This is a genomic window from Stenotrophomonas sp. S41 (assembly GCF_016624625.1).
In the GTDB taxonomy this organism is placed as follows: Bacteria; Pseudomonadota; Gammaproteobacteria; order Xanthomonadales; family Xanthomonadaceae; genus Stenotrophomonas.
The window spans coordinates 1-19,961 of sequence record NZ_JACVTV010000052.1 but is presented as its reverse complement, the minus strand read 5'-3'; the positions used below and the strand labels follow the sequence as shown (position 1 = coordinate 19,961).

The 19,961-nt window shown below is 67.8% G+C and carries 20 protein-coding genes; 4 read left to right on the top strand and 16 right to left on the bottom strand.

Annotated features, from left to right (window positions below; genetic code table 11):
• Positions 1–44: 44 nt before the first annotated feature.
• Positions 45–3,068 carry a two-component regulator propeller domain-containing protein gene (locus IAE56_RS12360; RefSeq protein ID WP_234456049.1) on the top strand — a complete coding sequence of 1,008 codons (3,024 nt, stop codon included), beginning with the start codon at positions 45–47 and terminating at the stop codon, positions 3,066–3,068.
• A 102-nt stretch (positions 3,069–3,170) separates the two neighbouring features.
• On the opposite strand, the gene rnt is transcribed toward IAE56_RS12360, so the two are convergent.
• The 16 genes from rnt to IAE56_RS12280 form a co-directional block, all read right to left on the bottom strand.
• On the bottom strand, positions 3,171–3,755 hold the full coding sequence (gene rnt, locus IAE56_RS12355) for a ribonuclease T (protein ID WP_012510544.1): 585 nt from the start codon (positions 3,753–3,755) through the stop codon (positions 3,171–3,173).
• A 135-nt stretch (positions 3,756–3,890) separates the two neighbouring features.
• Entirely contained in the window at positions 3,891–4,208 is a 318-nt protein-coding gene (locus IAE56_RS12350) for an RcnB family protein (RefSeq protein WP_200752728.1), read from the bottom strand.
• Positions 4,209–4,340: 132 nt separating this feature from the next.
• The gene (locus tag IAE56_RS12345; protein WP_200752727.1) at positions 4,341–4,841 is read right to left on the bottom strand and encodes a DoxX family protein; all 501 of its coding nucleotides are present in this window, start codon (positions 4,839–4,841) and stop codon (positions 4,341–4,343) included.
• Between the two features lie 26 nt (positions 4,842–4,867).
• Entirely contained in the window at positions 4,868–5,623 is a 756-nt protein-coding gene (locus IAE56_RS12340) for a putative DNA-binding domain-containing protein (RefSeq protein ID WP_200752726.1), read from the bottom strand.
• Positions 5,616–6,491 (bottom strand): DUF692 domain-containing protein, encoded by an 876-nt coding sequence (locus tag IAE56_RS12335; RefSeq protein ID WP_200752725.1) that lies wholly within the window; start codon positions 6,489–6,491, stop codon positions 5,616–5,618. Before IAE56_RS12335 ends, IAE56_RS12340 begins: the two co-directional genes overlap by 8 nt.
• Complete coding sequence (locus IAE56_RS12330; RefSeq protein WP_108768340.1) at positions 6,478–6,834, bottom strand: hypothetical protein; 357 nt, start codon at positions 6,832–6,834, stop codon at positions 6,478–6,480. The genes IAE56_RS12335 and IAE56_RS12330 overlap by 14 nt, the downstream gene beginning before the upstream one ends.
• Before the next feature lie 272 nt (positions 6,835–7,106).
• Positions 7,107–7,814, bottom strand: a complete 708-nt coding sequence (gene phoU, locus IAE56_RS12325; protein ID WP_079221290.1) for a phosphate signaling complex protein PhoU — start codon at positions 7,812–7,814, stop codon at positions 7,107–7,109.
• A 65-nt stretch (positions 7,815–7,879) separates the two neighbouring features.
• The gene (gene pstB / locus IAE56_RS12320; RefSeq protein WP_108751511.1) at positions 7,880–8,710 is read right to left on the bottom strand and encodes a phosphate ABC transporter ATP-binding protein PstB; all 831 of its coding nucleotides are present in this window, start codon (positions 8,708–8,710) and stop codon (positions 7,880–7,882) included.
• Positions 8,711–8,729: 19 nt separating this feature from the next.
• Positions 8,730–9,593 carry a phosphate ABC transporter permease PstA gene (gene pstA / locus IAE56_RS12315; protein WP_108764603.1) on the bottom strand — a complete coding sequence of 288 codons (864 nt, stop codon included), beginning with the start codon at positions 9,591–9,593 and terminating at the stop codon, positions 8,730–8,732.
• Positions 9,593–10,561: a phosphate ABC transporter permease subunit PstC gene (gene pstC / locus IAE56_RS12310; protein ID WP_079221293.1), complete on the bottom strand. Its 969-nt coding sequence runs from the start codon at positions 10,559–10,561 to the stop codon at positions 9,593–9,595. Before pstC ends, pstA begins: the two co-directional genes overlap by 1 nt.
• 79 nt (positions 10,562–10,640) lie before the next feature.
• Complete coding sequence (gene pstS, locus IAE56_RS12305) at positions 10,641–11,729, bottom strand: phosphate ABC transporter substrate-binding protein PstS (protein ID WP_079221294.1); 1,089 nt, start codon at positions 11,727–11,729, stop codon at positions 10,641–10,643.
• A gap of 428 nt (positions 11,730–12,157) precedes the next feature.
• Positions 12,158–13,177: a phosphate ABC transporter substrate-binding protein PstS gene (gene pstS / locus IAE56_RS12300; RefSeq protein WP_200752724.1), complete on the bottom strand. Its 1,020-nt coding sequence runs from the start codon at positions 13,175–13,177 to the stop codon at positions 12,158–12,160.
• A gap of 312 nt (positions 13,178–13,489) precedes the next feature.
• A complete protein-coding gene (locus tag IAE56_RS12295) occupies positions 13,490–14,701 on the bottom strand; it encodes an OprO/OprP family phosphate-selective porin (RefSeq protein WP_108768343.1) in 1,212 nt (403 codons plus the stop codon).
• A gap of 203 nt (positions 14,702–14,904) precedes the next feature.
• Positions 14,905–15,591, bottom strand: a complete 687-nt coding sequence (gene nth / locus IAE56_RS12290; RefSeq protein ID WP_108768344.1) for an endonuclease III — start codon at positions 15,589–15,591, stop codon at positions 14,905–14,907.
• Positions 15,591–15,944, bottom strand: a complete 354-nt coding sequence (locus IAE56_RS12285) for a hypothetical protein (RefSeq protein WP_108768345.1) — start codon at positions 15,942–15,944, stop codon at positions 15,591–15,593. The genes nth and IAE56_RS12285 overlap by 1 nt, the downstream gene beginning before the upstream one ends.
• Before the next feature lie 4 nt (positions 15,945–15,948).
• The gene (locus tag IAE56_RS12280) at positions 15,949–16,743 is read right to left on the bottom strand and encodes an enoyl-CoA hydratase-related protein (RefSeq protein WP_325167192.1); all 795 of its coding nucleotides are present in this window, start codon (positions 16,741–16,743) and stop codon (positions 15,949–15,951) included.
• A gap of 166 nt (positions 16,744–16,909) precedes the next feature.
• Here IAE56_RS12280 and IAE56_RS12275 point away from each other — a divergent pair, with 166 nt between their 5' ends.
• The 3 genes from IAE56_RS12275 to IAE56_RS12265 all read left to right on the top strand — a co-directional run bounded on the left by IAE56_RS12275 (position 16,910) and on the right by IAE56_RS12265 (position 19,541).
• The gene (locus IAE56_RS12275; RefSeq protein WP_108768346.1) at positions 16,910–17,611 is read left to right on the top strand and encodes an FKBP-type peptidyl-prolyl cis-trans isomerase N-terminal domain-containing protein; all 702 of its coding nucleotides are present in this window, start codon (positions 16,910–16,912) and stop codon (positions 17,609–17,611) included.
• 218 nt (positions 17,612–17,829) lie between these two features.
• A complete protein-coding gene (locus IAE56_RS12270) occupies positions 17,830–18,642 on the top strand; it encodes a CoA pyrophosphatase (RefSeq protein WP_108770649.1) in 813 nt (270 codons plus the stop codon).
• Positions 18,639–19,541, top strand: coding sequence for a sulfurtransferase (locus IAE56_RS12265; RefSeq protein ID WP_108768347.1), 903 nt, complete (start codon positions 18,639–18,641; stop codon positions 19,539–19,541). Before IAE56_RS12270 ends, IAE56_RS12265 begins: the two co-directional genes overlap by 4 nt.
• The last annotated feature ends 420 nt before the right edge of the window (positions 19,542–19,961 follow it).

The window sequence follows — 19,961 nt, the reverse complement described above, 5'->3', positions numbered from 1 at the left end:
GTTGCCCTGCGCGGCAACCGCACCTGGCCGCTGCCGTAGCAGTAATGGGCGGTCAGGGGGCTGGCAGGCGCCTGGCGGGGCGCCACCCGGAACACCACATCGGTCGCCTGTTGCGGCTCGGTGTGCTGTGGCTGTTGCTGCTGCTGGCGTCGCCGCTGGCGGCCCAGACCGTCGCGCCGCCGCTGCGCGACTACGCCATCGACGTGTGGACCTCGCGCAACGGCCTGCCGCACAACTCGCTGCGCGACATCGCCCAGACCCCCGAAGGCCACCTGTGGTTCGCCACCTGGGAAGGCCTGGTGCGCTACAACGGCCTGGATTTCACCGTGTTCGACCGCAGCACGCGGCCGGGCCTGCGCGACAACGGCATCGGCGCGCTGCTGGTCGACCGCCAGGGCGGGCTGTGGATCAGTGATTCGCGCGGCAACGTGACCTACCGCAGCAGCGCCGGCCAGTGGCGGGGCTGGGAACACCAGGCCAACACCCCGGAAGTGCTGATCCAGTCGATGCAGATGGACAGCCAGGGGCGCCTCTGGCTGCTGTACGAAGGCAAGGGCATCGGCTACCTGACCCCGGAAACCGGCGTGGTCTACCAGCCGCCGCCGCCGGACCTGCCGCTGGCAATGAGCTTCACCAAGCTGGTGGTCGACGCCCAGGACCGGGTCTGGATCGGCACCCTCGATGGCCTGGTGCTGCGCGACAACGATGGCGAGCTCAAGCGCGCGCCGGCCGAGTGGGGCGTGGACAAGGGCCTGACCTGGCCCTATCGCGCACCCGATGGCGCGTTGTGGATCGTGGCCGGCGAGCGCCTGTACCGGGTCGAGGATGACCGCCTGGTGCTGGTGCACAGCCTGCCCGGCCAGCTGCACATGACCGCGATGCTGCAGGACCGCCACGGCGACATCTGGCTGGGCACCGAGAACCAGGGCCTGCTGCGCATCTCCAGCCACGGCCTGGAGCGCCTGCCGGCCGGCCTGAACCTGCCCGGCGGGCGGGTGGTGAGCCTGCGCGAGGACGCCGAGGGCAGCATCTGGGTGGGCGCCAACGGCGGCCTGTACCGCCTGCGCGAAACGCTGTTCAGCAGCTACACCGAGCGCGATGGCCTGAGCGGTGACTACGTGCGCACCGTGTTCGAGGACCGCGACCGCCGGTTGTGGGTGGGCAGTGCCAGCGGCCTGGACCAGCAGACCGCCGACGGCCGCTTCCGGCCGATGCCGCTGCACAACCGGGGTGGCAAGGCGGCGTCGGTGCTCAGCCTGGCCCAAGGCCCTGAGGGCGACCTCTGGGTGGGCACCTTCGGCGACGGCGTCTACCGCCTGCGCGCCGATGGCAGCCTGCGCCACAACTACGATGCGGCCGATGGCATGCCGGGTGGCAACATCCGCGCGATCAGCGTCGACCCGTCCGGCGTGGTCTGGGCCGGCACGCAGAAGGGCGTGGTGCGCATCGATGGCGATCGCGTGCGGGTGGCGAACACGCCGGGCATGCCGACCGGCCTGATCACCGCGCTGGAACACGACCACCAGGGCAACCTGTGGATCGGCACCATCGAGGGCATCCGCGTGCTGCGCGGCGACCATGTGCAGTCCATCGACCTGGCACCGATGGGCGGCGGCCGCAGTGTGTTCGGCTTCCACCAGATCGGCGAAGCGATGTGGATCAGCAGCGACCGTGGCCTGTACCGCTGGTACAAGAACCGCCTGTCGCGGGTCGGCCTGGAACAGGGCATGCCGGTCGATGCGGTGTTCCAGCTGGTGCCCGACCGCTTGGGCAATGTGTGGATCAGCAGCAACCGCGGCGTGCTGCGCACCGACATGGCGACCTTGAACGCGGTGGCGGACGGCCGCGCGCCGCGGGTGACGGTGGAGCGCTACAACGAGATCGACGGCATGGCCAATGCACAGGCCAACGGCAGCTCGGCGCCCTCGGCGATCCTGCGCCAGGACGGCACCTTCTGGGTGGTCACCGCCGGTGGCCTGAGCACGGTGGACCCGCAGCGCCTGCAGCGCTTCCGCGAACGCCCGGCGCCGCCGGCGGCGATCGAGAACGTGCAGGTCGATGGCGCGCAGGTGCATTGGGAAGGGCCCGATCGCAACCTGATTCCCGGCGGGCGCCGGTTGGCGGTGAGCTTCGTCGGTCTCAGCTACCTGATGTCCGACCGCATCCGATACCGCACCCGGCTGGAAGGCCTGGACGCCGGCTGGGTCGAGCGTGGCCCGCAGCGCAGCGTCGAGTTCGTCGGCCTGCCGCCAGGCGATTACACCCTGCATGTGGCGGCCTCGCACCCGGGCGGTGCCTGGGGCCAGCAGGAAGCGGTGTGGAGTTTCACCGTGCAACCGTTCTGGTGGCAGCGGCACAGCGTGCAGGCGCTGATCGGCCTGCTGCTGCTGGGCGCGCTGGTGGCGCTGTACCGGTTCCTGCTGCAGCAGTACAAGGCCAACAACCTGCGCCTGGCGCGGCGGGTGGATGAAGCGACCTTCGACCTGCAGGCGCAGACGGTGCACCTGCAGGCGTTGAACCAGGAGAAGACCGAGCTGGCCGAGCGCTTGGCGCGGCAGGCCGAGGCGTTCGAGCGGCAGGCCCGCGAGGATGCGCTGACCGGCCTGGCCAACCGCCGCGGCTTCGACGAGACGCTGGCGCGCGACTTCGCCCGTTCGCAGCGCAGCGGCCACCCGCTGAGCCTGGTGGTGCTGGACATCGATCACTTCAAGGACGTCAACGACACCTACAGCCACAGCATCGGCGATGTGGTGCTGAAGGAGGTGGCCGAGGTCATCGCCGCGGCGTGCCGCGATTCGGATCTGCCGGCACGTACCGGTGGCGAAGAGTTCGCGCTGCTGCTCAACGATACGCGCCTGGAAGAAGCGGCGCAGGTCTGCGCGCGCCTGCGCGGCCTGTTCCATGACCACCCGGACTGGGCCGGGGTGAAGGGCCTGCGGGTGACCTTCAGCGCGGGCCTGGTGGAACTGGCCAACGACGACCGCACCCCGGCGCTGCTGTACCAGCGCGCCGACCGCGCGCTGTACCGCGCCAAGAGCGACGGCCGCGACCGCACCAGCATCGGGTGATGCTCCATCCACGCATGGCGTGGATCTACCGGGCAGGTTGGAGGGTGGGTGCGGACCGTTGGTCCGCACGGCCGATGCATCTCATCCACGCATGGCGTGGATCTACCGCGGCCAGGCGTTGGCGATGGTGCAGAACAACCGTGCGGTCTGCTCGGTGTCGTACACCGCGCTGTGCGCCTCGTTCGCATCCCAGCCCAGGCCGGCGGCATTGGCCGCACGCGCCAGCACCGTCTGCCCATAGGCGATACCAGCCAGGGTGACCGTGTCGAACACGCTGAAGGGATGGAACGGGTTGCGCTTGTGGCCGGTGCGGGCCACGGCGGCATTGACGAAGCCCAGGTCGAAATGGGCGTTGTGCCCGACCAGGATCGCGCGCTGGCAGCCGTACTTCTTCATCGCTGCGCGGACCGGGGTGAAGATGTGGTCCAGCGCCGCCTTTTCTTCCTTCGCCAGCCGGAACGGATGGTCGAGGATGATGCCGGTCACTTCCAGCGACTTCGGATCGATCTCCAGCCCTTCGGCGGGGACCACGTGGGCGCTGGCGGTCTGGCCGGGGTAGAGCAGGCCGTTCTCGTCCATCTCGATCGGCACGGCGGCGATTTCCAGCAGCGCGTTGCGCTGGCTGTCGAAGCCGCCGGTTTCCACGTCCACCACCACCGGCAGGAAGCCGCGGAAGCGTTGCGACATCGCGCGCTGCGCCATCGGAATTACGGAAACAGGGGCGGCGTCAGCTGCGGGGGTGGGGTCAGTCATGCGCGGATTCTAGCAGAGCGACCCTGAGCGCCCGGCCACGCATCGCATGGCCGGGACGCTGTGCACGGGTCAGCGGCGTGCCAGCACCACGTCGGCGATGACGCCGGTGGCCACGGCAATCAGCACGTAACGGCCGTCGACCTTGCGCCATTCCTGGCCGCGGGCGGGGGCGTGCAGGCCATGGTGGCGGTAATCGCGGACGTGCTCGCCGCGGTGGTCACGGGCGAGCTTGTGGCCGCGACGGGGCGGATCGCGACGGTCGTCGTGGTGATCCTTGTGGCCGTGGTGGTCGTCGCGCCCACCGGCGCCATAGGGAGCGGCCATCGCGGGCGAGACGGCGGCGGCCAGCAGGGTCAGCGAAAGGGTGGCAGCAATCAGGCGCTTCATGGGGCAACTCCGGGGGAAGGACGTGGTCATCGAGGCCACGGATCCAGCATCGGATTTTTTTTATGAATAGGCGATTAAATAGGCCTTTTGCGCGGTTTCGGTGCGTATCGGCGTGTAACGGGGCCGACGCGACTACCGGGGCGCGACGGCCCGACCAGCCAGCCACGCGTCCACGCTCAGGTGCCCGGCACCGTTGAACAGCAGCGGCATCAGCATCGCCATGAACAGCACCGGCAGCTTGAAGTTGCCGAAGCCCTGGTCGCTGATCGCATAGCCCATCGCCAGATCACCCAGCGAATGCCAGTGCATCGGCCAGTGCACGGCATAGGTGGCCACCACGGTCAGCACCAGCAGGCTCGCCGCGGCGAAGCGGGTGCCGAGCCCGAACAGCAGGCAGGCCGCGCCGGCCAGCTCGAACCAGGTCGCCAGCTGCCAGTTCACGCCGGCGGGCAGCAGGTCGAACGGGAACGGGAACGCCCCCTGCAGTTCGGCAAACCAGTTCTCGCCCAGCAGCTTCTCGCGGCCGGACTCGAAATATTCCCAGGCCAGCAGCAGGCGCAGGCCCAGCGGCGCCAACCACGGGCCGCAGCGATCCAGCTGGCCGCGCACGGCGGCCAGGGGCAGGGTGTTCATCACGGGGGAACTCCTCGTTGGGGGTATCAGGCCACGGCGGGCAGCGGGCCGATCACACCGGCCTGCAGGAACTGCTGCAGCAGCTGGGTGCCGGGTTCGATCAACGCATCGGCGTCGAGCTGGTGCAGGGTGGCGAGCTGCTGCAGCTGCTGCCCGCCGGTGGCTCCGGGCACCTCGTCGATCAGGATCAACAGGTGCGCGGCCAACGGGCTGAGCTGGGCGAAGCGCACCACGCCATCGGCATCGCGGCGGACCAGCAGGCCGGTCGGTTCGGCCGCAGGGGCGACCGGTGCGTCATCGGCGCCGAGGCGGTGGACCGGCCACGCGTACAGCAGCGGCCAGGCCAGCGGTGAGCAGCGCAGCGGTTCCTGCAGCGGGTCGATGCCCGGGGCCGGCGGCAATGGCTCGGCCGCACGCTGGTACAGATCGGTTTCCACCCACTCGTAGTGGGCCAGCTCGGCCAGCGCCGGGTGCGGCAGCTCGGGCTGTGCCTGCAGCCAGTGCACGAACTCGGCCGCCACCGCGGTGAACAGCGGCGTGCGTGCGCGGTGGTGGGCGAAGTAGTGGCGGACCAGCTCGGCCCAGGCCGCTTCGCCGAGCAGGCGCACGCAGACCGGGAAACTGTTGCCGAGCAGGCCCAGCAGGTTGTTGGACAGCAGCCGCTGGTAGACCGCCACCCGCCGCGGGTCGAGGTCGGCCGGGGCGGGCACCTGCCGCGGGTCGCGCAGGTGCGCGGTGAATGCATGCTGCTGCGCGCGCAGGCGCTCGGGCGCGTCAGCCATGGGCGACCTCGCGCGGTGTGCCCTGCAGACGGCGGATGGTACGCAGCTCGCCCTGCAGTTCGGCGTAGGGCGGGAAGTTGAAATCGCGTTCCAGCAGGGTCGGGCGCGGCCCGAAGCGGGCGTAGCTGCGCTCCAGCAGCGCCCACACCGGGTCGATCACCGGGCTGCCGTGGGTATCGATCTTCAGGTCGGGCGCCTCGTCCAGGTGGCCGGCCACGTGCAGGCAGACGATGCGCTGCGCGGGCAGCCCGGCGATGAAGGCGTCGGCATCGTAGCCATGGTTGCAGGCGTTGACGTACACGTTGTTGACGTCCAGCAGCAGGTCGCAGTCGGCCTCGGCCAGCACCGCGTTGGTGAAGGCCAGTTCGTCCATCGCCGGCTGCGGGGCCAGGTAATAGGACACGTTCTCCACCGCGATGCGGCGGCCCAGCAGGTCCTGCACGCGCGCGATGCGCTCGGCGGTATGGCGCACGGCTTCGTCGGTGAAGGGAATCGGCAGCAGGTCGTACAGCTGGCCGTCGTCGCTGCAGTAACTCAGGTGCTCGCTGTACAGCGGCACGCGGTGGCGCTCGAGGAAACGGCCGACCTGCTGCAGCAGCTGGGTATCCAGCGCGGCGCTGCCGCCCAGCGACAGTGACAGGCCGTGGCAGCTCAAGGGGTGGCGCCGGGCCAGTTCCTCCAGGGCATCGCCGGCCGGGCCACCGACGTTGATCCAGTTTTCCGGCGCGCATTCCAGGAAGTCAAAATCGCCGGCCGGGGCGTCGTGCAGGTCCTGCAGCAGCGCACGCCGCAGGCCCAGCCCGACGGCCGCCGCAGGCAGCGGCAGCCGTGGGTGGACGACGCTGGCGGCAGCGTCAGTGCTTGGCACCGCACTTGCCTTCGCCGCACTTGCCTTCGGCGGCCTTCTTGTCGCCGGCGGTCTTGGCCTTGGCTTCGGCACCCGCGCCGGCCTTGGCCTTGCCCTTGTCGGCGCCACACTTGCCTTCGGCGCTCTTGCCGTCGGCACCGCACTTGCCTTCGGCATGCTTGGCGGCGTCACCGGCCTTGCTGTCGGCGGCCTTTGCATCACCCGCCTTGGCCGCCTGGCCGGCCACCAGGTAGCCCTGGGCAAGGTCGGTCATGCTCAGGGCCGAAGCACTGGCAGTCACGCCCAGGCCTGCGGCCAGTGCGGTGGCGGTCAGCAGGGAGAGGGTCTTGTTGGAACTGCTCATCGGTCGTACTCCTTGGGTGGTGGGCGGGCGCCCGGGGTGAAACGATGATGCTGCGATCGTACTCAAGGAATCCTCGCCGAGACCTCAAATTTTCGTGAGGTTTGCCGCAGGCGGGAAGGGGGGGCGCACGGCATCCACGCATGGCGTGGATCTACCACCGGCCCAGTAGATCCACGCCATGCGTGGATGAATGCCCGGATCGCGCGTACAAAAAAGGCCCCTGTCATGCCGACAGGGGCCCCCGGAAGCGTTTCCGCTGTTGCAGCGCAGTATCAGACGTGGTCGGTGCTCGACGTCTCGTCGCGCTTCTCGCGCGGCGGCAGCGGCTGCTCACCGTGCACCAGGAACCACACGTTCTCGGCGATGTTGGTGGCGTGGTCGCCCACGCGCTCCAGGTTCTTGGCCATGAACAGCAGGTGGGTGCATGGGGTGATGTTGCGCGGGTCTTCCATCATGTAGGTCAGCAGCTCGCGGAACAGCGCGGTGTACTGCGCGTCCAGGCGGGCGTCGTCCTGGCGCAGGGCGATGGCGGCTTCGGCGTCGTTGTCGCGGTAGGCGGCGATGGCGCGGCGCACCTGCTGCGCGGCCAGGCGGCCGAGGGCGCGCAGGCCCTGGATCTGCGGCAGCGGCGGCACCTTGCCCAGCGCGATCGAACGCTTGGCCACGTTCGCGGCGTAGTCACCGATGCGTTCGATGTCGGCCGGGATGCGCAGGCCGGCCAGGATCTCGCGCAGGTCGCGGGCCATCGGGCCACGCAGGGCCAGGCGCATCACGTCGTGGCTGATCTGCTGTTCCAGCTGGTCGATCGCTTCATCGTTGGCGATGATGCGGTGGGCGGCGTTCTCGTCGCGCTTCTCGATGACGTCCATCGACGCCTCCAGCTGGGCGACGGCCATCTCGCCCATGCGCACGATTTCGGCCACCAGGCGCTGCTGCTCTTCGTCGTAGCTCTTGACGATGTGGTCGTTGGGAAGATTCATGGTCTGCAATCCGGGTAGAGCCAGGCCGCGCCTGGCTGGGACATGTGGCGAGGGGACGACACCAATCAGCCGAAGCGACCGGTGATGTAGTCCTCGGTCTGCCGCTGCGAGGGCTGCGAGAAGATCACTTCGGTACGGTCGTGCTCGATCAGGTCGCCCAGGTACATGAAGGCGGTGTAGTCGGACACGCGCGCTGCCTGCTGCATGTTGTGGGTGACGATGACGATGGTGTACTCGTGCTTGAGCTCCTCCACCAGCTGCTCGATGCGGCTGGTCGAGATCGGGTCCAGCGCCGAGGTCGGCTCGTCCAGCAGCAGCACCGACGGGCGCAGGGCCACGGCACGGGCGATGCACAGACGCTGCTGCTGGCCACCGGACAGGCCCAGGGCGCTCTGCCCCAGCTTGTCCTTCACTTCGTCCCACAGCGCGCCCTGGCGCAGCGCCTGCTCGACGCGGTCGGCCATGTCGGCCTTGCTCAGCTTCTCGTGGTGGCGGATGCCGTAGGCCACGTTCTCGAAGATGGTCATCGGGAACGGCACCGGCTTCTGGAACACCATGCCGACCTTGCTGCGCAGGCGGTTCATCGGGTACTTCGGCGACAGGATGTTCTCGCCGTCCAGCAGCACCTCACCACGCGCTTCCAGCTTCGGGTACAGCGCGTAGATGCGGTTGAAGATGCGCAGCAGGGTCGACTTGCCGCAACCGGAGGGACCGATCAGCGCGGTCACGCGCTTTTCCGGGATCTCAAGGTTGATGCCCTTCAGGGCGTGGAACTTGTCGTAGTAGAAGTCCAGACCACGCGCGGCCAGCTTGACCGGCGACGGCGTGTGCAGGTTCTCGTGCGAGGCCGGCACCGCGATGCGCTGCATGGGCACGGCGTTGGAGAGGTCGTTCATGGCGTTATCCACGGAAAGGTCAGTCATGGGAGATACGGTTGCGCAGCAGGATGCCACGGGCGGCAAGGCTGACCAGCAACACGAAGACAGTCAGCACCAGGGCACCGGCCCAGGCCAGCACCTGCCAGGATTCATACGGGCTGCCGGCGAACTGGTTCATCACCACCGGCACCGAAGCCATCGGCTGGAAGATGTTGTTGTTCCAGTACTGGTTGCCGAAGGCGGTGAACAGCAGCGGTGCGGTCTCGCCGGAAATGCGGGCCAGCGCCAGCAGGATGCCGGTGATGATGCCGGCCGATGCACTGCGGTACAGCACCTGCACGATCACCTTCCACTGCGGGATGCCGAGCGACAGGGCGGCTTCGCGCATCTGCGAAGGCACCAGGCGCAGCATCTCGTCGGTGGTGCGCACCACCACCGGCAGCACGATGAAGGCCAGCGACAGGGCACCCGCGAAGGCGGAGAAGTTGCCGCCGGTCTGCATCACGTACAGGGTGTAGACGAACAGGCCCAGCACGATGGACGGTGCCGACAACAGGATGTCGTTGACGAAGCGGACCACGGTGCCGGCCTTGCGGGCGTTGCCGTACTCGGCCAGCCAGGTACCGGCCAGCACGCCCAGCGGGGTGCCGATGCCGATCGCCAGCGCACACATCACCGCGCTGCCGAAGAAGGCATTGGCCAGGCCGCCTTCCTGCATCGGCGGCGGCGTCATCTTGGTGAACAGATCAAGATTGATGCCGGCCAGGCCCTTGGAGGCCAGGGTGAACAGGATCCAGCCCAGGAAGAACAGGCCGAACAGGGCGGTGGCACAGGACAGCGCGATGGCGATGACGTTGCCGATGCGGCGGCGCAGGTACAGGGAGTCAGCGGTGGTGGACATCAGTTGCCCTCCTTGCGGGACAGGCGCATCAGCATCAGGCGGGCGATGGCCAGCACGACGAAGGTGACGATGAACAGGACGAAGCCGAGCAGCAGCAGCGCCGAGCGGTAGGTTTCAGTGGCCTCGCCGAAATCGTTGGCGATCAGCGCGGCGATGGTGGTGCCCGGTTCCAGCAGCGACGGCGACAGGCGCACGCTGTTGCCAATCACGAAGGCCACGGCCATCGTTTCGCCCAGTGCACGGCCGAGGCCGAGGAAGACGCCGCCGATGACGGCCGAGCGGGTGTAGGGCAGGACGATGTCCCAGCTCACTTCCCACTTGGTGGAACCCAGCGCGTAGGCCGATTCCTTCAGGCGGGTCGGCACGGTCAGGAACACTTCGCGCATCACCGAGGAGATGAACGGGATGACCATGATGGCCAGCACGAAGCCGGCGGTGAGCATGCCGATGCCCAGCGGCGGGCCCTGGAACATCGGCCCGATGATCGGCCATTCGCCCAGGGTTTCGTTGAGGAACGGGGTGACGTACTCGGTCATCACCGGCACCAGCACGAACAGGCCCCACATGCCGTAGATGATCGAGGGGATGCCGGCCAGCAGTTCGATGGCGGTACCGACCGGGCCACGCAGCCAGCGCGGCGCGACTTCGGTAAGGAAGAAGGCGATACCGAAGCTGACCGGCACGGCGATGACCATCGCGATGAACGCGGTGACCAGGGTGCCGTAGATCGGGGCGAGGGCGCCGAACTTGTTTTCGACCGGATTCCAGTCGGAAGAGAAGAAGAAGCTCAGGCCCTGCATCTGCAGGGCATGGCGGCCGCCCCACAGCATGGACAGCGCGGCGCAGGCCAGGGCGATCAGGACGAAGATGACGGTGCCGACCAGCACCCATCGGAACAGTTTGTCGTTGCGGGCATCACGCGCATCGCGCGTGGACGGGGCTGCTACAGGCTGGGCGATGGCATTCATGGGGACGGCAGGGCCAGGAAAGGGGGCGGCACGACGTGGAAGTGACGGTGCCCGCGCGGGGCGGGCACCGTCGGGTCCATCACTTCAGCTCGGTGCCCCAGTAGGCCTCGATCTGCTTGGTCAGTTCGGCCGGCAGCGGCACGTAGTGCAGCTCGTTGGCCTGGGTCTGGCCGTTCTCGAAGGCCCACTTGAAGAAGGCCAGGGTGTCCTGGTTGCGCTTGGCGTCCTTCGGCTTCTTCTGCATCAGCATGAAGTTGGTGGCGGTGATCGGCCACGCCTGCTCGCCCGGGGCGTTGGTGATGACCAGGTTGAAGTCCTTGGCGCTGGCCCAGTCGGCGCTGGCAGCAGCGGCGGCGAAGGTTTCAGCGTTCGGCTGCACCCAGGTGCCTGCGGCGTTCTGCAGGGCGGTGTACGGCATGGCGTTCTGCAGGGCGTAGGCCAGCTCGACGTAGCCGATGGAGCCCTTGATCTGCTTCACGTAGGAGGCAACGCCTTCGTTGCCCTTGCCACCGACGCCGTCCGGCCACTGCACCGAGGTGCCTTCGCCGACCTTGGTCTTCCACTCCGGGCTGACCTTGGACAGGTAGTTGGAGAAGTTGAAGGTGGTGCCCGAACCGTCCGAACGGTGGACGATGGTGATCTTGCCGTCCGGCAGGGTCACGCCCGGGTTGGCCGCGGCGATGGCCGGGTCGTTCCAGGTCTTGACCTTGCCCAGGAAGATGTCGGCCAGCAGGGCGCCGGTCAGGCGCAGCTTGCCGGCTTCCAGGCCTTCGATGTTGACGACCGGCACCACGCCGCCGATGGCCGACGGGAACTGGGCCAGGCCGGCCTGGGCCAGCTCGTCGCTGCTCAGCGGCTTGTCGGAGGAACCGAAATCAACGGTGCCGGCCTTGATCTGGGCGATGCCGCCGCCCGAACCGATCGACTGGTAGTTGATCTTGGCGCCGGTGGCGGTGTTGTAGTCGGCCGACCACTTGGACACCAGCGGGAAGATGAAGGAAGCGCCAGCGCCGGAGACCTCGGCGGTCACCTTGTCGCCGGCAGCGGCCGGGGCGGCGGCTGCGTCGGCAGCCGGCTGCTGTGCAGCCTGCTTGTCGCCACCGCAGGCCGACAGGCCCAGGGCGATGGCCAGGGAAAGGGCGGCGAGGCCGGCCGAGTGCAGTTTCATGTTCACTCCATAGCGGGGAAGAGCCGACGGCGTCGGCGGATGCGGCTATGAAATGATGTTTTTGTTACAGCCGTATGACGTCCATGACAGAGGTGTCGGACATCACGTTCTGACAAGGGTTTCACGGGGTCAGCGGCCCTGTGGCGGGGCTGCCCGGCGCCGCCCGGGGCGCTGGACTGCGCGCGGCGGGCGGGCACTTTTCGCTTTTGTAGAGTCGAGCCCATGCTCGGCTGACGGGCCGTAGTCGAGCATGCGCTCGACTCTACAAAGGGCAAAAGCAGCCGAGCATGGGCTCGGCTCTACAAGGGCAGGGCGGGGCCGGGGACTCCAAAAAAGAAAGGCGCCAGACCCGAAGGTCCAGCGCCCGGTTGGGATCGGCGGGGGAGAGAGGACCCGCCGACCCCCGTTCCTGCGGGGGAACGCCTTGCTCAGTACTTCAGGTTCTGCGACCAGTAGGTCTCGATCTGCTTGACCAGGGTGTCCGGCAGCGGCACGTAGTCCAGCTGCTTGGCCTGGGCGTCGCCGTTCTTGTAGATCCAGCGGAAGAATTCCTGGGTCGACTTGGCGCCGGCCACGTTCTTCGGCTGCTTGCGCACCAGGATGAAGTTGGTGGCGGTGATCGGCCAGGCCTGCTCGCCCGGGGCGTTGGTCATGACCAGGTAGAAGTCCTTGGCATTGGCCCAGTCAGCGCTGGCGGCCGCGGCCGAGAACGAGGCGTCCGACGGCTGCACGATCTTGCCGGCAGCATTCTTCATCGCCGCGTAGGACATCTTGTTCTGCAGGGCGTAGGACAGCTCGACGTAGCCGATGCCACCCTTGATCTGCTTCACGTAGGCAGCGACGCCTTCGTTGCCCTTGCCGCCGATGCCGGCCGGCCACTGGACCGAGGTGCCTTCACCGACCTTGCTCTTCCACTCCGGGCTGACCTTGGACAGGTAGTTGACGAAGTTGAAGGTGGTGCCCGAACCGTCCGAACGGTGGACGATGGTGATCTTGGCGTTCGGCAGGGTCAGGCCGCTGTTCAGGGCAGCGATGGCCGGGTCGTTCCAGGTCTTGATCTTGCCCAGGAAGATGTTGGCCAGGGTCGGGCCGTCCAGCTTCAGCGCGCCCGGGGCGACGCCGGCAACGTTGATGACCGGCACCACGCCGCCGATGACCGACGGGAACTGGGCCAGGCCGGCAGCAGCCAGCTCTTCCGGCTTCAGCGGGGCATCGGAGGAACCGAAGTCCACGGTTGCCGCCTTGATCTGGGCGATACCACCACCGGAACCGATCGACTGGTAGTTGACCTTCTTGCCGGTCGCGGTGCTGTAGTCCGCCGACCACTTGTACATTACCGGGTAGATGAACGAAGCGCCCGCGCCGGTGACATCGGCGGCGTTGGCGGCAAACACGGACGATGCTGCCAGGATGGCGACAGCGGCGCGCGACTTGAAGGCGTGGATCACGGGAGAGACTCCTGGGGTGGTCGAAGGGCGGCTGCCCGACGTTTCGGTGCACATTCCATAACGGTTACGTGACACGCCCGCGTCTGTCATATGACGCAATCGTGACACCCGTCATGAATGTCCCGGAACCCGCGCCAGAGGGCCCGCAAGGCCTTCTGGACAGGGCAGGGAATGGGGCTTCGCGGCCCCCACGGCGCAGCTCCGGCGCCGGTGCTGCGCAGGTGCGGCCGCCCGGGTGGCGGGGCGACAGGGCGCTGAAACGACGAAGGCACGGCCGGAGCCGTGCCTTCGTTGCAACGCGTGCGTCAGGTCTTACCAGAAGAACTGCGCGCGGGCTTCCAGGATGTTCGGATCGTCATTGACGAAGCCGCGGGCGGTGGAGCTGTACTTCTTGCTGTCCACCATCACGTAGTTGACCATGAACTTGAAGTTCGAACGCCAGTACCAGTTGGCGCCGACGGTCCAGATGTCCATCTTGCCGCCCAGCACGCCATCGACGATCGGCGGACGACCGGCCACCGGGTTGGCCGACAGGTTGCCGTCGTTCAGATCCATGTGGTCGTAACGCACGCCCAGCTGCCACTGGCCGCCAGCCGGATTGTTCGGCAGGCCGGTGCCCGGGGTGCCACCCTTGTAGCTCCAGGTCTCGCCGGTCACGTTCCACACGCCGCTGACGTAGTAGCCGTCGCTGGTGTAGTTGTCGTGGTCGTAGCGCTTGGCCTTGCTGCTGTAGTACTCGGCCTGGGCCTTGAACGGACCCTGGAAGTACATGGCTTCAGCGCCGAGGGTGCTGACGCGGTCGGTGTCGGTCATGTTGCCGCTGTCGACCAGGCGCGCGGTGGCCAGATCGGCGTTCGGACGGGCACGCACGCGCAGGGTGTCGGCGTCGGCGTCGTAGTCGACGTAGCTCAGGCCGAAGTGCAGGACCTGGCCCTTCTCGTTGATCGGGGCGAAGGTGCCGCGTGCGCCGTAGCCGCTGCCGTGGGCCAGGTTGCGGGTCAGTTCGCGGCCGAAGGCGCTGGCGGTGACCGACCAGTTGTCCTGGCCGTAGCTGTAGGCGCCACCGAGGCGGCGGGCGACCGCGTAGGTGTTGGTGACCGCAGCCTTGGAGATGAAGTCGTTGTTCTTGGTGCTGGACAGTTCTTCCAGGCTGTTCGGCTGCTTGAACTGGCCGGCCTGGATGAAGTGGTTGGCGTTGCCCAGCAGCTTGTACTTGACGTTGGTGTCGAGGAACTTGTCAGCCTTGGCGTCGTAGCCGACGACCCACTCCACGTTGCCCGGGCCCTTGCCCTTCAGCACCAGCTCGGCGCGACGCAGTTCGAATTCGCTGTCCTTGCCATTGCCGGCGTCACCGCCGTTGAGGTCCACGACGTCATTGTCGAACCAGTTGCCGTCGGCCTGGACCAGGCCTTCGAAGGTGATTTCCGAACCGCCGATCACATCGATGGCGACTTCAGCGTGTGCAGCCGGCACGTACAGCGCAGCAGCCACGGCCACCGTCAGGAGTTGGTGATGCAGTTTCATGGAGAGGAGCCTTGCAGGCAGGTGGGAAGATGCGCGCAGGCTAAAAGGTAAAGATTGCGTAAATGTGACAGTTCGCGCGCGGCCGGGATCCGCCGCAGGCCCCGTCGCGTCAGGGGCTGACGATGTAAACGCTTGCATGTGACGCTGGGGTTGCGCACGGATTGCAGTAGATCCACGCCATGCGTGGATGCGTTTCCTGCGGTCTATGCGACGGTTTTTTCCTTGAAGCGACACAGGTCGGCAATCACGCAGCCCGGGCAATCCGGCTTGCGTGCCTTGCACACGTAGCGACCGTGCAGGATCAGCCAGTGGTGCGCATCGAGCAGGAACTCGGCCGGGATCGCCTTCACCAGGCGGTCCTCCACTTCGCGCACATTTTTACCCGGTGCCAGCCCGGTGCGGTTGGAGACGCGGAAGATGTGCGTGTCGACCGCCATCACCGGTTCGCCGAACGCCGTGTTGAGCACCACGTTGGCGGTCTTGCGGCCGACACCGGGCAGGGCTTCGAGCGCTTCGCGATCGCGTGGCACTTCTCCGTCGTATTTCTCCAGCAGGATCGCGCAGGTGGCGATCACGTTCTTCGCCTTCGCGTTGAACAGGCCGATGGTGGCGATGTATTTCTTCAGGCCGTCCTCACCAAGCGCGAGGATCTTCGCCGGCGTGTTGGCTACTGGAAACAAGCGTCGCGTCGCTTTGTTGACGCCCACGTCCGTGGCCTGCGCCGACAGTGCCACCGCCACCAGCAGTTCGAACGGTGAGCTGTATTCCAGTTCGGTCTTCGGGTGCGGGTTGAGTTCGCGCAGGCGGGTGAACATTTCCACCACGTCGGCGCGCGGCATCACGCTGCCACGACGCGCAGGTGCGCGCGTGGTCTTCTTTGCAGTGGCCATTACTGTTCCTTGCCTGCGGCGCGGGCCTTGGCCCGGGCGAGGATCGCGGCCGCCGCAGCGGGCAGCGCGGGTTTCACATCGGGCGCCGGTGCCGGTGTGCGACGTGCATCACGTTCGGCTTCGCGGCGTGCCAGGCGCACAGCGCGTGCGCGATAGCGTTCGCGTGCGGCCCAGGCCGTGCGCAGGTCATGTTGTGCCTGCAGCAGCCGCTGCGGAAGTTCCGGGTGGTCGGGCAGCAGCCGTGCGTCAGCATCGGCGGCGATGTAGTCCATCAGGCCGTTCTGCAGGGCACCATCGAGATCGTCTGCCTGGACCCGGGCAAACAGCTGCACGGGGTTGGGTCGGGATGCCATGGGGTCAGCGGTTCTGGAAGGCCGGCGGGCGGCGCTGCAGGAACGCGCTGGTGCCTTCGCGCATGTCCTCGGTGGCGAACAGCAGGCCGAACTGCGCGCTTTCATACTCCAGGCCGGCTTCCAGGCTGCATTCGCCGCCCACGTGCACGGCATCGAGCAGGCCGCGCAGGGCCAGCGGCGCCGAGCGTGCCAGTTGCCTGGCGACGTCCTGCACGCGGTTGTCGAGTTCGGCTGCCGGCACCACCTGGTTGACGATGCCCAGCGCGAGGGCGCGTTCGGCGTCGATCGGGGCGCCCAGCAGGCACAGTTCCAGGGTGGCGGCGCGGCCGCACAGACGCAGCAGGCGCTGGCTGCCGCCGAAGCCCGGGATCAGCCCCAGGTTGATCTCCGGCTGGCCGACCTTGGCGGTATCGGCGGCGATGCGCAGGTGGCAGGCCATGGCCAGCTCCAGCCCGCCGCCGAGCGCGAAGCCATTGACGCGGGCGATGACCGGCTTGGGCATGCGCTCGATCCGGCGCATCAGGGCCTGGCCGAGCAGCGAGAAATCACGTCCCTGAACCGCGCTGAGGGTGTTCATCTCGGCGATGTCGGCACCGGCCACGAAGGCCTTGGGGCCGGCGCCGGTCAGCACCACCACGCGGACGTCCGGGTCGGCCGCCGCCGCGCTGAAGGCCTCGGCCAGGGCCTGCAGGGTGGCGGCATTGAGGGCATTGAGCTTTTCCGGGCGCTGCACGGTGAGGGTGCGGACGGCACCGTCATCGGTCACGGCGACGGGCTGGTCGGCGGGGGCTGAGGCCACGGAAAGCTCCTGGAACGTTAAAAAAAAGTGAGATTGAACTCTTGAAACGCAGGTGGGTCAAAGCCTGCGTGGTCAGTAGCGGTTACACGTTGTGGCCGGTATCCTAACCCGTCGCCTCAGGGCGGCGCAGAACGTCCCTGAGTTACCACCCCTGGAGAACTGTTTGATGAAGTTGCGTTCTATCGCGGTCGCCGTCGCGGCCCTGGCCCTGACGGGCAATGCCCTCGCCCAGGACGTCGCGTCCGAAAAGGGCAAGCTGAGCTATTACTTCGGTTATGACTACGGCAACAACCTGGCGGAGCTGACCGGTCGTGGTGAGCAGCTGGACATCAACTCGGTGGTGAAGGGTCTGCAGGACGCCTACGCCAAGAAGCAGCCGGCGATCACCGCCGAGCAGCTGAAGCCGGCCGTTGAAGCGTTCCAGAAGCGTGAGCAGGGCCGTGCCCAGGCCGCCAAGGCCGAGTACGAAAAGGCTGCTGCCGAAAACAAGACCAAGAGCGACCAGTTCGTTGCGGCCAACAAGGCCAAGGCGGGCGTGCAGACCCTGCCGAGCGGCGTCCAGTACCGCGTGATCGAAGCCGGCAAGGGCGCCAAGCCGACCCAGGCCAACACCGTGCAGCTGGAAGTGGCCGGTCCGTACCCGTTCGGCCAGCGTCCGACCGAAGCCCGTCCGGCCCAGCAGATTCCGTCGATCAAGGTCAGCGAAGTCGAAATGAAGGCCATGCGCGAGACCCTGCTGCAGATGCCGGCTGGCTCGAAGTGGGAAATCACCCTGCCGCCGGATCAGGCCTACGGTGCCGACCCGCGCACCGGCTTCCCGCCGAACGTGGCGGTGCAGTTCGAAGTCAAGCTGGTCAGCGTCAAGTAAGTCGAAGCAACATCAATGCAATGCAGACAACGCGCCGGTGGCTTCCACCGGCGCGGTTCTGTTTCCGCTGCGGGACGCGTGCGCCAACCCGGTAGAGTCGACCGTTGGTCGACTGCTCTTACCGCGCTGCGCGCGATAGTCGACTGACAGTCGACTCTACCGCCCATCCGCGTGTCGTGATCGTCCCCAACCGCAGCCATTCGCGCTACTGTTGCAGGGTGCAAACTACGGAAGAACCGGCGCGTGTTGTCGCAAGCCCCTGCATTGGAGTGTGCAAGCTGGATCACAACCGGCTGTGCGCCGGGTGCGGGCGGCATATCGATGAAATCGCAGGGTGGTCGACGATGAGCGACCGCGAACGCAGCCGCATCCTGCATCGCGTGCAGCCCCTGCGCGAACAGCTGCAGCAGTCGCTGCGCGGATCACTGGCCGACCATGAACGCCTGCTGCGCGCGCTGCATCCGCTGGCCGAACCGCCGCAGGGTGATGGCTGGAACCGCAGCGAACTGAGTGACCTGCTGCCGCCTGGCCCGCCGGTGGAGGCCGCGGTGCTGGCCGGCATCGTGCCGCGTGCCGGCGGCGCCCAGGTCATCCTGACCCGCCGCACCGAGACCCTGCGCACCCACGGCGGCCAGGTCGGCTTCCCGGGCGGGCGTACCGAACCGGACGACCGCGATGCCCTGGCCGCCGCACTGCGCGAGAGCCAGGAAGAAATCGCGCTGGCACCGGGACAGGTGCAGGCACTGGGCTACCTCGATCCGTTCGTGACCATCACCGGTTACCGGGTGACCCCGGTGGTGGCCGTGGTCGATCCGGATTTCGTGCCGGTGCCGCAGCCCAGTGAAGTGGCCGAGGTGTTCGAGGTGCCGCTGGATTACCTGATGGCCGCCGACAACCTGCGCCAGGTCGAGATCAACCATCGCGGCCGCGTGCGCCATGTCCTTGAATACGGCTGGCCTGGCCAGCGCATCTGGGGCGCGACCGCCGCCATCCTCTACAACCTGCGTCGCCGCCTGGAGCAAGTGCAATGAAGCCGATCGATCCGCCGTGGACCACCCTGGTCGATGTCGCCACGCTGGCCGCCGCCCTCGATGGCGACGTGCGCGTGGTCGATGCCCGTGCCACCGCCAGCACCGCCGTGCGCGTGGTGGATGCGCGCGCAGCGCTGGCCGACCCGCAGGCCGGGGCAGGGCAGTACGCGGCCGGGCATATCCCGGGCGCGGTCCATGCCGATCTCAACCAGGATCTTTCCGACCTGCGCCGCAGCGGCCATGGCCGCCATCCACTGCCCGACAGCGACACCTTCGCCGCGCGCGTGGGCCAGTGGGGCATCGGGCCGGACACCCAGGTCGTGGTCTACGATGGCAGCGACGGCAGCATGGCGGCCGCCCGCCTGTGGTGGCTGCTGCGGCTGCTCGGCCACAGCCGGGTGGCCGTGCTCGACGGCGGCATTGCCGCCTGGCAGGCCGCGGGCCATGCGCTGGCCACCGGCCACAGCGAGGTGACCGCGCAGCCGCCTTACCCGGGCCGCTTCGACACCACCCAGGTGGCCTCGGCCGACGAAATCGCCGCGCGCCTCAAGCATGCCCCGGGCTGGCTGGTCGACGCCCGCGCCGGCGAGCGCTTCCGTGGCGAAGTCGAGCCGCTGGACCCGGTGGCCGGCCACGTGCCCGGCGCGGTCAACCGCCCGTTCGCCTTGAACGTCCTCGACGGCCGCCTGCGCGACCCGCAGGAACTGCGCGCCGAACTGCAGGGCGTGATCGGCAGCCAGGACCCCGAGCGCGTCGTGCTGATGTGCGGTTCCGGCGTGACCGCCTGCCACCTGCTGCTGGCGATGGAAAGCGCCGGCCTGAGCGGCGCCCGCATCTACGCCGACTCCTGGAGCGGCTGGGTCAGCGACAGCACCCGCCCGGTCGCCACCGGCGCCTGACAGCACGGGGTCGGATCCGTTTCCCAACGGGAAACGGCTCTGACCCCATCGGCCCGGTAGCCGTGCAGGGCGCAGTCGAGCGCGGCTCGACTCTACAAAAAGCGCATTCCGCTCGAATCGAATTTCGCGAAGGGGTCAGAGCCCGTTGCGCCGCAACGGGATCCGACCCCGATGGTGAGCCTGGTTGCGGGGTCGGATCCGTTTCCCAACGGGAAACGGCTCTGACCCCATCGGCCCGGTAGCCGTGCAGGGCGCAGTCGAGCGCGGCTCGACTCTACAAAATGCGCATTCCGCTCGAATCGAATTTCGCGAAGGGGTCAGAGCCCGTTGCGCCGCAACGGGATCCGACCCCGATGGTGAGCCTGGTTGCGGGGTCGGATCCGTTTCCCAACGGGAAACGGATCTGACCCCATCGGCCCG

Bases quoted from the DNA above. Each gene is read 5' to 3' on its own strand.
- IAE56_RS12340 (WP_200752726.1), bottom strand. From the start codon at position 5,623: ATGGCTGACGCGCCCGAGCGCCTGCGCGCGCAGCAGCATGCATTCACC.
- IAE56_RS12345 (WP_200752727.1), bottom strand. From the start codon at position 4,841: ATGAACACCCTGCCCCTGGCCGCCGTGCGCGGCCAGCTGGATCGCTGC.
- IAE56_RS12285 (WP_108768345.1), bottom strand. From the start codon at position 15,944: ATGGCATCCCGACCCAACCCCGTGCAGCTGTTTGCCCGGGTCCAGGCA.
- IAE56_RS12295 (WP_108768343.1), bottom strand. From the start codon at position 14,701: ATGAAACTGCATCACCAACTCCTGACGGTGGCCGTGGCTGCTGCGCTG.
- pstB (WP_108751511.1), bottom strand. From the start codon at position 8,710: ATGAACGACCTCTCCAACGCCGTGCCCATGCAGCGCATCGCGGTGCCG.
- IAE56_RS12265 (WP_108768347.1), top strand. From the start codon at position 18,639: ATGAAGCCGATCGATCCGCCGTGGACCACCCTGGTCGATGTCGCCACG.
- pstA (WP_108764603.1), bottom strand. From the start codon at position 9,593: ATGTCCACCACCGCTGACTCCCTGTACCTGCGCCGCCGCATCGGCAAC.
- IAE56_RS12360 (WP_234456049.1), top strand. From the start codon at position 45: ATGGGCGGTCAGGGGGCTGGCAGGCGCCTGGCGGGGCGCCACCCGGAA.
- pstS (WP_079221294.1), bottom strand. From the start codon at position 11,729: ATGAAACTGCACTCGGCCGGCCTCGCCGCCCTTTCCCTGGCCATCGCC.
- IAE56_RS12330 (WP_108768340.1), bottom strand. From the start codon at position 6,834: ATGAGCAGTTCCAACAAGACCCTCTCCCTGCTGACCGCCACCGCACTG.
- rnt (WP_012510544.1), bottom strand. From the start codon at position 3,755: ATGTCGCAACGCTTCCGCGGCTTCCTGCCGGTGGTGGTGGACGTGGAA.
- IAE56_RS12275 (WP_108768346.1), top strand. From the start codon at position 16,910: ATGAAGTTGCGTTCTATCGCGGTCGCCGTCGCGGCCCTGGCCCTGACG.
- nth (WP_108768344.1), bottom strand. From the start codon at position 15,591: ATGGCCACTGCAAAGAAGACCACGCGCGCACCTGCGCGTCGTGGCAGC.
- phoU (WP_079221290.1), bottom strand. From the start codon at position 7,814: ATGAATCTTCCCAACGACCACATCGTCAAGAGCTACGACGAAGAGCAG.
- pstC (WP_079221293.1), bottom strand. From the start codon at position 10,561: ATGAATGCCATCGCCCAGCCTGTAGCAGCCCCGTCCACGCGCGATGCG.
- IAE56_RS12350 (WP_200752728.1), bottom strand. From the start codon at position 4,208: ATGAAGCGCCTGATTGCTGCCACCCTTTCGCTGACCCTGCTGGCCGCC.